This is a genomic window from Parasphingorhabdus sp. SCSIO 66989, from assembly GCF_032852305.1.
GTDB classification, from domain to species: domain Bacteria; phylum Pseudomonadota; class Alphaproteobacteria; order Sphingomonadales; family Sphingomonadaceae; genus Alterisphingorhabdus; species Alterisphingorhabdus coralli.
In genome coordinates this window covers 623011-634750 of sequence record NZ_CP136594.1, presented here as the reverse complement: position 1 = coordinate 634750, position 11740 = coordinate 623011, and the positions used below count along the sequence as shown (strand labels likewise).

General features: G+C 57.3%; 10 protein-coding genes. 4 read left to right on the top strand and 6 right to left on the bottom strand.

All coding sequences use genetic code 11. The features are described 5' to 3' along the window. Positions 1-210 precede the first annotated feature (210 nt). From RB602_RS02865 to RB602_RS02850, 4 genes are all read right to left on the bottom strand, one after another. Positions 211-1557 carry a DNA-packaging protein gene (locus tag RB602_RS02865; RefSeq protein ID WP_317082781.1) on the bottom strand — a complete coding sequence of 449 codons (1347 nt, stop codon included), beginning with the start codon at positions 1555-1557 and terminating at the stop codon, positions 211-213. 316 nt (positions 1558-1873) lie between these two features. Beyond that, the gene (locus tag RB602_RS02860) at positions 1874-2599 is read right to left on the bottom strand and encodes a hypothetical protein (protein ID WP_317082779.1); all 726 of its coding nucleotides are present in this window, start codon (positions 2597-2599) and stop codon (positions 1874-1876) included. Between the two features lie 387 nt (positions 2600-2986). Beyond that, positions 2987-4795, bottom strand: a complete 1809-nt coding sequence (locus tag RB602_RS02855) for a patatin-like phospholipase family protein (RefSeq protein WP_317082777.1) — start codon at positions 4793-4795, stop codon at positions 2987-2989. A 115-nt stretch (positions 4796-4910) separates the two neighbouring features. Then, positions 4911-5993 (bottom strand): DUF2855 family protein, encoded by a 1083-nt coding sequence (locus RB602_RS02850; RefSeq protein ID WP_317082775.1) that lies wholly within the window; start codon positions 5991-5993, stop codon positions 4911-4913. Positions 5994-6182: 189 nt separating this feature from the next. Between RB602_RS02850 and RB602_RS02845 the strand changes: the two genes are divergently transcribed. The 3 genes from RB602_RS02845 to RB602_RS02835 all read left to right on the top strand — a co-directional run bounded on the left by RB602_RS02845 (position 6183) and on the right by RB602_RS02835 (position 8885). Continuing rightward, the gene (locus RB602_RS02845) at positions 6183-7748 is read left to right on the top strand and encodes an alanine/glycine:cation symporter family protein (protein WP_317082773.1); all 1566 of its coding nucleotides are present in this window, start codon (positions 6183-6185) and stop codon (positions 7746-7748) included. Positions 7749-7813: 65 nt separating this feature from the next. After that, entirely contained in the window at positions 7814-8224 is a 411-nt protein-coding gene (locus RB602_RS02840) for a GxxExxY protein (protein ID WP_317082771.1), read from the top strand. 79 nt (positions 8225-8303) lie between these two features. Beyond that, entirely contained in the window at positions 8304-8885 is a 582-nt protein-coding gene (locus tag RB602_RS02835; protein WP_317082769.1) for a YqaA family protein, read from the top strand. A 6-nt stretch (positions 8886-8891) separates the two neighbouring features. Here the strand turns inward: RB602_RS02835 and RB602_RS02830 are convergent, their stop codons facing one another. Both RB602_RS02830 and RB602_RS02825 read right to left on the bottom strand, forming a co-directional pair. After that, positions 8892-9317: a VOC family protein gene (locus tag RB602_RS02830; protein WP_317082767.1), complete on the bottom strand. Its 426-nt coding sequence runs from the start codon at positions 9315-9317 to the stop codon at positions 8892-8894. A gap of 9 nt (positions 9318-9326) precedes the next feature. After that, positions 9327-10028 (bottom strand): hypothetical protein, encoded by a 702-nt coding sequence (locus RB602_RS02825; protein ID WP_317082765.1) that lies wholly within the window; start codon positions 10026-10028, stop codon positions 9327-9329. Positions 10029-10141: 113 nt separating this feature from the next. On the opposite strand from RB602_RS02825, the gene lnt reads away from it, so the two are divergent. Beyond that, a complete protein-coding gene (lnt, locus tag RB602_RS02820; RefSeq protein WP_317082763.1) occupies positions 10142-11704 on the top strand; it encodes an apolipoprotein N-acyltransferase in 1563 nt (520 codons plus the stop codon). Positions 11705-11740 lie beyond the last annotated feature (36 nt).

Genomic DNA, 11740 nt, shown 5'->3' with positions numbered 1-11740 from the left:
CAATCCTCCCCGGTACGGGGAGGGGGACCGCTGAAAGCGGTGGAGGGGTACCCTCGGCATGACACCAAAGATAAGAGACGGTGCTATTTCTGCCGCGATACTGAGAGTGAAGTTCCACTTCTGTTACATTGCATCATGCGGCTTGTGCCCCTCCACCAGCCTTCGCTAAAGCTACGGCTGGTCCCCCTCCCCCTTTGGGGGAGGATCGCGCTACAACCACCGCACTCTCGGCACATTCTCTGGGCCCAGCATCAATTCGGTCAGTGCCCAGACCAGCGCATCGGCACGGTCGGGCGAACGGCCAGGACCGATATAGCCGCCGCCGGTCATCAGGCCGCACATCTGGTCTTCGAGGTCCGGAAACAACCCGGCATGACATATCCGTCCAGCCTCATACAGCGCCGCCACCGGCTCAGCGCGCGCCGACTTGCCGCGCCGCGCATGCACCAGTTTTACCGGTAGGCTGAGCGACGCGGCACGCAGCACACTGGCGACCATCGCCCCGCCCTGATTGCTTTCTGCCACCACCCGGTCCGCGTCCCAGGCGGCATAGGTCTGTGCTACGGCACGCGCCCATTGTTCCGGGCTGGCCTGTTCGACACTGGCATCGGCCAATATCCAGCCATTTTCCACGGCATCGCGTCCGGCGACGACAATGCCGCAGGCATCGCCATGCGCACTGGCGGGTGGATCGACACCGACGACAATCCGCACCAGATCGCGCAAGGACGGTTTTGGCCCGCGACATTTTTCAATCAGCGAGGGCTTCCACAACGCGCCCTGACGATCCTCGATCAGTTCGCCGTCCAGCTCCTGCCGCCCCAACAGCGACGCGCCATAGCTGGCCTGCATCGCGGCGATATAGCCGGGGGCCAGATTGGCACGGTTGTCAGCAGTGCGGCCATGGGTGACGGCAATATCATCCTGCTCCAACAGCAACTTCAAAAGCGGCACAGGGCGTGGTGTCGTCGTCGCCAGCACCTGCTGATGCGGACCCAGTCTCAGGCCGAGCATCAGATTTTCCCATAATGCCAGCGCCGGGCTTTTCTTTCGCCGCCCGAAGCTGCTGCCCGTCTGCGCATCCCATTTGGCAATCTCATCGCACCAGCCATGGCTATGCTCTGGCCCTCTCAGGCTCTCCGGCTCGGCGGCGGAATAGGCCATGGCCATAGCGCCCGATGGCCAGCGCAAACGGCGCAGGCTTGGCTCCCAGATCAGATTTTCGCGCCGCTTTGCGGTGGCCAAGAGACCACTTTTGCCTTCAACCATCACCGCGCGGACCTCGGCCAGATTCACGCCAACCAGGGCAATCTGCGCCGTGCCATCATTACGCGCAATCTGGTGCACCCATTCGGCCCCTGCGCGCGTCTTGCCAAAGCCGCGCCCCGCCATCATCAGCCAGAGACGCCAGTCGCCCGGCGGGGCCAGCTGTTCAGGCCGGGCCCAGAACTGCCAATCCTCTAGCAAAGCTTGTGCTTCAGCGCGTTCCAGTGACTCCAGCAACGCATCGCGCTCAACGGCATTGGCCAGCGCTTCGGCAAGCGAGACATGGGACATAAGGGTAGTGACTCAGGTTATCTGCTCCCCTTCGTTGTTCTGTAATTTGCTTGTTGTCAGCTCCGCGCAAGCGGAGAAAAAAGTAGTTTAGTGCACACAAAGCCACGAAGACACAAAGCGATCACACCTTGTGGCACCCTTTAGTGTCTTTGTGGCTTTGTGTGAAACTATAACAAAGAAGCATCTGCCTTCGGTAAAGACTCGTCAGACCAAAGCCCCTCCTCTTCAGAGGAGGGGTTGGGGTGGTGGAGTCACAAAGTACAACGCGTGCCGCAACACCACCCCGCTGCGACTAAGGGCCTCACGGCCCTAAGTCTCACTGCCCCTCCTCTGAAGAGGAGGGGAGAAAAACGGATCGATCTCTAATGCTCTCAAGTTTCTGCCGTAGCTTCATCAAAGCGTCACTCTCCCCGACTGCGCCAACATCACTGGCCGCTTGTTTGCTCTGCCAATAGTGTAGCGTCTTGAGCATCTGCGTGACATCAAATTGCCGCTCGTCGCTTGGCTCGCCAACAGTTTCGGGCGGAATACCAAAGCGCGCTATGTGCAGCAGGATAAGCTCGATCTCGGTGCAGATACTGCCCAGTGCGACATGCCACTCAGCGACAAAGTCCGGGTCATCGCGCAACAGCCGGTGCAGATGCAGCATATCCCATCCGACAAAGCGTAAGGCCAGCGGCACTTTATGGAAATGTGCCACATAGGCGATAAAGTCAGATTTACTATCCTCCTCTACCCTGCCCTTTGGACGATCATTGCGCCGATAGCGCGAAATCTGCACCCTGCAGGCCTCGGCGAAATCCGGATCCTGTCTGCGCCAGTCTCCATGTGTGCCGTTGCTGACCCCGCAGGCCAAGGCTGTTTCCCCCAACCTGCCAAAGCCTCGCAAACGCCGCAAAAAGCGGTGTTTGTTGCCTTCTGTACGCAGTGTCAGGCTTAACGAGGCTATGGACCTTTTCGGTGAAACAGGAGTGTTATTATCGCTTACTTTCAGTTCCTTGCCACCCGTTCCGCTTTGCTCGGTCGGCATGGCATACCTCATAAATTGGCTTTTATAGACTATAGTTTCGTCGGCCCCGCCCTTCGACAGCCTGCAAGGCAGGCGCTCAGGATAAACTCGGCTTTAGCCGAGCCGGGGCCAAAGCTTTTTTAAAACTCACGCGGAGACGCGAAGGCGCGGAGAAGGCTCCTTTACGCACGATCTCTTCGTATCTTTGTGGCTTTGTGGCTTTGTGGCTTTGTGTGAAACTATAGCCCTGGCCCCGCCTGCGCGGGGCCGACGAACCATAAAGCACCGCTATCGACTCACAATATAATGGGTTTTGATACCAGGTCTTTGGTGGCACCGCCGAATCGCAATTTTCTGATGATGACTCTTTCTAACCTAAGAGTGTCACGATGTCAATATATTTTATCCTATTTGGATAAGTCAGCTCGCTAATCGCGCCAATTCCTCATTCTCGCCCAGTTGCTGCGCAACATATTCCGCCGCCTTTTCCGCCTGTTCACGGCCGAGATGCCAGTCGAGTATCTGCATGCCTTCGATAATTGGCGGCTGCAGCAGGATATCATTGTCACTCAGCATTGACCGCGATGCGATGCGGCTGGCGACGACCATGGAGCGGGACATAATATCGACGATAGACGGGAAATCATCGGGTGCCGGACGACGCAGCAACACATCACGCGCCAGCCGCACCCGCGAGCGCAGGGCATTATACTCGGCATCAATGCGCCATGCGGTGCTGGTGTCCCCCAGGCCGACGACGATATTGGGCCCCGGCTTGATTTTGCGCATGACGGTGACAGGAATATTGTCGAGAACGCCGCCGTCGATCAGGATATTGCCATCGCTGTCGATAAAGGGCGGTAGGATGGTGGGTAGCGACCCGCTGGCGCGCACCGCTTCCCATAACGGGCCATGGCGATGAATGAACAGGTCATTGGTCGACAGGTTGGTCGAGATCGCGAAAAAGCCAAGTGGCTGATCGGCAATATCTTTCTGTGAGTAGCGGGTGGAAAGCTCATGATCGAAAACGGCAGGATCGAGCAGCGAATGCACCGGGACGGTAAAGCGTTTCATCGCCTTAGCCTCGATAAACATCGCCTCCATCTGGTCGAGCGTTTCCTCAACGCTGAGCCCTTGGGCGATGGCACCGCCCATCGCCGCGCCCGCACTGGTGCCGCCAATATAATCAATCGGAACGCCGCTTTGGCGCAGACCACGCACAATGCCGAGATGTGCACAACCTAAGGCTCCGCCGCCTGCCAGCACCAGACCGACGGCATTGCCGGTCATAAAACGCGCCAGCCGGGCAAAATCACCATCACTATCGAGTGCGATATGATGGTGCAGATGCGGATCGCGGTCCTTGAGCCAGTCCAGACTGCGCTCAATGGGTGCGTCGCTAGTCTGGCGCACAATGGCAAGGGTGCGACTATCGGCATCAATAGCGGTAAAGGCGGCCCGTTCATGGTCATTGATTGAAGGATCGCCATTCTGCGCATCGGCAAAGAGCAACAGCGCATCGGCATTGCGCGTTGCCCGCGTTGACCACGCAGCCTCGCCATTGGCCTCGATTAAAAGCCATTCGCCCGCTGACTCCCGGGCATAAAGCCATTGCTGATAGTCTGCGTCGCCTGAGCCAGGAACATCGGCCTGTCGCACGATATGGACTTTTGCATCACTACCCAGCACTGCACGCATCTGCTCAGCCAGACGATCAAGCAGGCCCTCGGGCATCGTGCTGCCGCCGGCATTGAGGCAGGCAATAACCCGCGAAGTGCGCGTCGCCATGGAAGGGGTTTTTGCGGTGACATCGGCGAGTCTTTTCGACACCGCTTTGAGCAGTGCCGCTGTAACTTCCGGATACTCTTTGGCGACCTTGTCATAAGCAGCACGATCCAGCGCCATCACTTCGCTGTCGCGGCTGGCCTGAAGCGATGCGGTGCGGGTGCCACCGGCGAAAAAGGCAAGTTCGCCAACCGGTTCGCCCGATTCTATGCGGGCAACGGTTTTCTGCTGCCCCGCCTCATCGGTGATGATCACACGGAAATGGCCGGTCGAGACAAAATACAGCGCATCGGCATCATCGCCTTGTCGCACCAGATAATCGCCGCCTTTAATGGTACGGCGTTCTGCGGCCTCGGCCAGAGCGGTCAGCGCCGCATCCGAAAGGTCCGCGAAAAGTGCACTGCGTATCCAGTCCGCAGGCTGGGTCTGCCGACTATCCCCCATATGCTCTCCATCTGCGCCAAGCGCATCTGCCCCGCACGGCCTGTTCGCCTATGCAGGAATCACCGCGACCCGCGCCATCTTTAGAGCATATATAAGCCAGCGCCAACGCCGGGATTCAGGGCTGGGCGATAATTCCGATATCGGGCTTCACCGTACCGCCGACCATCGCGATATAGGCATCGCGCATCGCCTCTGCTCCCTGATGCGTTTCGATGGTCACCAGGCTGCTCGCCATCTTGGCAAAGCTGACCCAGCTTGCCCCGAGCGTGCGGGCAAAACCGGCGGGCCCCAGCTCGTCAATCACCGCCTGCGCCGCGGTGGGCGCGAAGAACAACACCGGCTCTGGCCCGACCAGATCCTTGGCACCGCCACGCGCGTCAACATGGGTCGCGCCGACCAACATGGAATAGCGCAAATTATCCGCCCAATGGCTATGCAAGCGTTTCAGCACCGCGCCATTGCCGGCAAAATCGACCGTGACGACGGCATTGCCAGCATCCAGCGATTCAATCGCATCATAGGCAACCACCTCGTCATAAAGTCCGGTCTCCTCAACAAAGGCGACATTGCCCGGCGAGGTCAGGCCAATGCAGCGAATAGTGGGGCTGGTGTCCTTCAGCACATGCGCCAATGCCAATGCGGTTTTGGAGGATGCGCTGGTCAAAATCGCCGTGCCCGCTTCATAAAAGCCATTGCGGCGAAACTGGTCCTCGATCAGGAAGCTGGTCATAAACAGCGGCTCAAACACGGCGCGGCCACCTTCGAAATCGGGGTTATGCGACGGGTCTGCATTGAGCCGCCGATAGCGATTATAGACTTCGGCCAGCCCCTGACGATGCTCGGCGGCATCCAGAAACCCGCCTTTGGAGACATCGGATGGGGTCAGCACCACATGGCTGCCCATCGGCCAATAGCCATAAAGCCGCTCGCCCTCAGCGATATCGGGATGGTGCGAGGCAATCACCTTGGCATGGCCCCAGACCGGGACAATGCCCTTGCTGTCATCGCCCGAGGGGAAGAAACGCCAATAATGCATCGTCTCGCCCATAGCGGCATAGGTGATGTTATTGGCGGTAATGGCAAAGCTCTCAATCGCGCAGAGAATCTGGCCTTCACCAGCCTCCGGCGCGGACGCTTCGCTGATGGCGGCTTTGCTGATATCGGCCTTGTCGACATGAATGGCGATGCTCTGACTCATGGTATTATCCTCATCCTTTTGTTTCTTCGATTACCTGTCATGAAGCAGCGCATGACACAAGCCGGGATGTCGCACGAAACGGCAAATGACTTGCCAATCGCGCAGGTGCTGTTAGGCCTTTCGCAAATTTTGCGCCGGTGACGGGGAGTGTCATCGCGTTGGAAAAGCTTCAAGGGGGAGAGCTTCACGGTGAGTGCCAGTAACAATGTGGAATTGAGTTTTGCCGAACGACTGATTGAGCCAGTCACCAATATATCGGATTTCATCTGGGTCGGCACTTGGAACGGCGCTGAAGTCATCCCCTTCCCTCCCATGGCATTGATGCTGTTGGGCGGCGGCCTCTACTTTATGATCGGGTTGAAATTCTTCCCGATCCGGGGATTGGTTTCCTCCTTTGCCGGCCTCTTTCGCAAAAGCTCTGGTGGAGCGGGGGAAATCTCACCTTTCGCCGCGCTGTCTACCGCACTTTCCGGGCAAGTCGGTACCGGCAACCTCGCTGGCGTCGCCACTGCCATTGCCCTGGGCGGTCCGGGTGCGATTTTCTGGATGTGGGTGACCGCCTTTGTGGGAATGGCACTGGCCTTTGCCGAGGGCTCGCTTTCCATCCGTTTCCGTCAAAAAACCGAGGAAGGCGTCTATCGCGGCGGGCCGATGAGTTACATCACCATAGGTCTCGGCCCCAAATGGACCTGGCTGGCCGTTTTCTTCTGTCTCGGCACTTTGTTTTCTGCGCTGGTGACCGGCAATGGCATTCAAGCCAACTCAGTGGCGGACTCGATCAAGGAGCTGACCGGCCTCGAAGAATGGATAGGCGGCCTGATTGTCGCAGTGGCGGTTTTCATTGTCATTATTGGGGGCATCAAGTCGATTGGCTCGGTTGCGGAAAAGATCATCCCCAGCATGGCCGTGTTGTATATCGTGATGGCGCTGACAGCATTGGTCCTCAATATCGGCAGCATCCCGCAAGCCTTTGGCTGGATCATTGATGGCGCTTTCAACCCTCAGGCCGCAACCGGCGGTTTTGCTGGAGCGGCAATGATTATGGCAATCCGCTGGGGTGTTGCACGCGGCCTGTTCTCCAACGAGGCAGGGCAAGGTTCCACCCCGATTGCCCATGCTGTGGCACAGACCAATGACCCGGCAATGCAAGGCCGCTTTGCGATGATGGGCACCTTTATCGACACCATCATCATCTGCACCATGACCGCTTTGGTGATCCTGACCGTCAAGGGCGATTTCACCCATATCGACGCCAGCGGTGCAACCATTGCTGTCGATCATGCCTGGCAATCCGATCTGGAGGGCTTTCTGATGACCTCGGGCGCCTTTGCCCAAGCCTTTCCCTTCACTGTTGGAAGTATCCCGATCGGTACCTTCATTGCCTCGCTGGCGCTGATCCTGTTTGTGTTCACCACTTTGCTCACCTGGAGCTATTATGGCGAGCGGGCGATCACCTATATTTACGATCTGATCCCCGGGTCTAGTGCCGCGGGTGAGAAGATACTGCATATGATCTGGCGCGTGCTCTGGTGTCTGGTGATCTATATCGCCTCTTATCAGGACCTCGATCTGGTCTGGCGTCTCGGCGATATCTCCAATGCGGCGATGACCTTCCCGAACCTGATCGGCTTGTTGGCGCTTTCCGGTGTTGTCTTTGCCTTGGCCAAGGGCAACCGCACCGCAGGGACCGATCATGGCCGGGAAACACCAGCGGAACTCTCAGAAGAAATCAGCGGTGCACCGGGTGGGCATTGATGTCGGGGAGCTTTGCGCAGAACAGATTAGTTCACACTAAGCCACGAAGGCACAAAGAGATAAAAATGATGCGTCAGCGCGATGAACAGCTTGAAGAACTGGTCACGCAAGTTCTCGATTGTGCTTTCGATATTCACAAAAGATTGGGTCCGGGTCTACTCGAATCCGTATATGAAAGCATCTTGGCGGATAAGCTGAGCCGGATCGGCCATAAAATTGACCGGCAAAAGCCGGTCAAGGTCATTTTTGATGGCGTAGAGGCAGATAATGGCTTTCGTGCTGATCTGATAATCAACGATCTACTGCTTATTGAACTCAAGTCGGTCGAACAGCTTCTACCGGTGCACTCCAAGCAAACGCTGACCTATATTCGTTTGCTTAATATGAAACTTGGCCTACTCATCAACTTTGGCGCCCCAACCTTCCGTGAAGGCATAAAAAGAGTAGCAAATAACTATCAAGGCTTTGTGTCTTAGTGGCTTTGTGTGCACTAAAAGACACTGGGCACACCTTAACCATCTGATCAGGTGTCAGAAAAATTGGAAGTCTCTCACCGTGCTCAAAAATCTCTATAACTGGACGCTGGACAAGGCAGCGCATGAACAGGCGCCGCGCTGGCTGGCCGGGGTCAGCTTTGTTGAATCGAGCTTCTTCCCGATTCCGCCCGACGTCATGCTCGCACCGATGTGTCTCGCGAGGCCAGATCGCGCGCTGTACTATGCGTTTATCTGCGCCATTGCCTCAGTCATTGGCGCGCTGCTGGGCTACGCAATTGGCTTCTTCCTGTTTGAAGCGGTGGGCCAGCCGATCCTCAGCTTTTATGGTCTCAATGAAAAATTCGCCGATTTCTCCGCCGATTTTAACGAGCAGGGCTGGATCATTGTGTTGCTGGCGGGCTTCACGCCGCTGCCTTTCAAGGTCATCACCATCGCCGCCGGGGCGACGTCCATGCCACTCTACGTTCTGATCGGCGCATCGATTATCGCCCGCTCGGCACGCTTCTTTATCGTCGCGATATTGCTCAAACGCTTCGGCCCGCCGATGAAGGAGTGGATCGACAATAATTTCGCTCTCGCCACAACAGTGGTTGGAGTATTGTTCGTCGGCGGCTTTGTGGCTTTGCGTTATATTCTGTGACGCGCATTAATCCGTCGCAAAAATCTGCGCATCATCGGCAAAGCATTTGAACTCCAGCCCGTTACCGCTGGGGTCAGTGATAAAGAATGTGCCTTGTTCCCCGGCCTCTCCGGCAAAACGGACTCTGGGTTTGATCAGATAAGCAATATCCAGGTCATTCAGCCGTTCCACCAGCACATCCCAATCGGCGCGTTGCAGGATGACACCGAAATGGAAAATCGGCACCGCATCGCCATCGACGGCATTTGTAGGGGCAGCGGCTGGCTGCATATCAGGATCGAGATGCGCGACAATCTGATGGCCGAACAGGTTGAAATCAATCCAGCTGTCCGATGACCGACCTTCGGCGCAGCCCAGCACATCGCCATAAAATTGCCGCGCGGCAGCAAGATTATGGACGGGAAAAGCAAGGTGAAAGGGACGTAAGCTCATCGCGCTGCCTTATGGTTCGGCCAGTTCATAACAGGCTTCATAGTCGTAATTGGGGCTCTTGCCTTGCGCTTCGAGCGCCGACGCCTCCTCGGCCAGTTTCGCCTTGAGTGTTCCCAAAATCACATCGGCCTCTGTGCCAGAATTGCCCTCAGCGCGTAATTTGGTCCGGGCGCGATTGTCCAGCACCGTAGCCAGTGTTTTTAAATCCCGGGCGCGCGGCGATAGGCCTTCTTCGGCAAAAACCTCTTCATAGGCGAGCGCCATAATCGCGGCACATTGTGGCAAGCTGGGCGGTGGCGGACGCGGTACCTCGGCATCCAGCCGGAACAGGCACGGCGTCATTATCGCATCAACTGCACTATTGGGATCGTCCTTGTCGCGCGCTGCCTTTTGAAACACCTCGGCTTCAGCGGTGAACAGCGCCTGCACCTGTTCCCGACTGCGCCCGGTTTCCTCAATCAGCCGTGCGCCAACATCGACAAAGAATTCGCGACCGCGCGGCTCCATTGACGGATAGGAAGCCGATGAGGGAACCCCGCGCTGCTGTTGCACCGCGATAGTCGCAAAAGCGGCGGCGCAGCGCACATCGGTTTTCTGCTCGAGCGTAAGCGGCGCGATTTCTGTTGTCGCAGATGGCTCTTCTGACGCAGCAGCAGGTTGCACCAACATGGTGATGGGCAGGATGATTGAAGACAATGCAGATAATGACATGAGCGTGCACTATCTGCCCCAAAGCTGAATGTCATCTGAAATGGACGAGGATGGAAAAGGCGGCGCATCACAGAGCAATTGCCAGCGCCCGACTTTGACGGCATATCCGGGCCATGAATTTCCTGACCCGGTTGATTGACCGTTTCCCCGCTTTACTGGCACTTATTCTCGGTGGCCTGGCCGCGCTTGGCTTTGCGCCCTTCTCTTTATGGCCATTAACCCCGCTTGCCGTGATCGGCCTGTTCCAGATTCTCATCTCGCATCAAGGCCATAAAAAGCTGCTGCGCATCGGCTTTGGCTTTGGCTTTGGCCATTTCTTCATCATGCTGCTGTGGATCCCGCAGCCATTCTATTTTCAGGATGCGATGCCGGTCTGGTTTGGCTGGCCTGCGCTGGCTTTGCTGTGCCTGTTCCTGGCCTGCTATCCCTTGCTCGCCATTTACAGCGCGAAATGGCTTGCAGGAGAGAAGCCGCTGGCTCTGATACCCGCTTTGGCAGCATGCTGGGCCATCTCAGAGATGCTCCGCGCCACGCTGTTCACTGGTTTTGCGTGGAACCCACTGGGTATCGCACTGGTGGACTTTGCCTATCCGGCGCGCTGGGTGGGCAGCTATGGACTATCAGCGCTGCTCATCCTGACCGCTGGTGGGTTTTGGCTGCTGTTAAGCCGGAATTGGAAACCGGGTCTGCTGCTCAGTTTGCCGCTCATTCTGCTATGGAGCGCATCCTATGTCTTGCTATCGACAAACGGCCTCACCCTCGAAAGATCAGCGACCCGTCTCACCATCGTGCAGAACAATATGGGGCAGGATCGGGATTGGTACGATCCAGTGGTTATCCAGCAAAATCGCGAATCGCTGCTGCGGCTGTCGCGCGACCTGACCCCCGATGATCTGCGTCCGCGTATCCTGTTCTGGAGCGAGGGTGTGATCAACAGCGATCCCCTGGAAGATGGCTATCCCAGCTATTTCGCAGCGCCCAATGAAGCGCGGGCTTGGCGCAAACTCTACACCAGCCCGCTACGGCCCGGCGATATGCTGATCACCGGCGGCGCCAAATTTGAATTTGATGATCGCCCGAGGCTTGTCTCGACGCGCAACAGCGTATTCGCGATTGGCGGCGATGGCGCGTTGATCGGCCGCTATGACAAGTTCCACCTCGTCCCCTATGGTGAATATCTGCCATTTGAAGAGATATTGGGGCCGCTCGGCCTCGACAAGCTGACCGAGGGAAAAGTGCCCTTCACCCCTGGCCCGGGACCGCGCAGCCTTGATCTGGGCAGCCTTGGCAAAGTGGGCATTCAGGTCTGTTATGAGATTATCTTCTCTGGCGAGACGATAGACCGCAATGACCGGCCCGACTTTATGTTCAACCCCAGCACTGATGACTGGTTCGGCCAGCTTGGTCCGCCGCAACAGGTGGAGCAGGCACGGCTGCGCGCGATTGAGGAAAACCTGCCGGTGATCCGCGCCACGCCCACGGGCATCTCCACCGTGATTGACCGCTTTGGCATAGTGTTGGAGAGCATCCCCTGGCATGAGGAAGGCCGGATTGATGCCGATTTGCCGCCTCCGGGAGAGCCAACACTGTTCAGCCGCATGGGCTATATCGCACCGATTGCCCTGTCTCTCATTCTGCTGCTGATCGCTGTTGCCTTGCGCCGATCCCGGCGCTAAAGCGCGCATATAACAATTTCTTTATATGTTTTCCGG

Excerpts from the sequence above, each read along its gene's own strand:
- RB602_RS02850 (WP_317082775.1), bottom strand. The coding sequence starts at position 5,993 with ATGAGTCAGAGCATCGCCATTCATGTCGACAAGGCCGATATCAGCAAA.
- RB602_RS02865 (WP_317082781.1), bottom strand. The coding sequence starts at position 1,557 with ATGTCCCATGTCTCGCTTGCCGAAGCGCTGGCCAATGCCGTTGAGCGC.
- RB602_RS02825 (WP_317082765.1), bottom strand. The coding sequence starts at position 10,028 with ATGTCATTATCTGCATTGTCTTCAATCATCCTGCCCATCACCATGTTG.
- RB602_RS02830 (WP_317082767.1), bottom strand. The coding sequence starts at position 9,317 with ATGAGCTTACGTCCCTTTCACCTTGCTTTTCCCGTCCATAATCTTGCT.
- RB602_RS02840 (WP_317082771.1), top strand. The coding sequence starts at position 7,814 with ATGATGCGTCAGCGCGATGAACAGCTTGAAGAACTGGTCACGCAAGTT.
- RB602_RS02855 (WP_317082777.1), bottom strand. The coding sequence starts at position 4,795 with ATGGGGGATAGTCGGCAGACCCAGCCTGCGGACTGGATACGCAGTGCA.
- lnt (WP_317082763.1), top strand. The coding sequence starts at position 10,142 with ATGAATTTCCTGACCCGGTTGATTGACCGTTTCCCCGCTTTACTGGCA.
- RB602_RS02860 (WP_317082779.1), bottom strand. The coding sequence starts at position 2,599 with ATGAGGTATGCCATGCCGACCGAGCAAAGCGGAACGGGTGGCAAGGAA.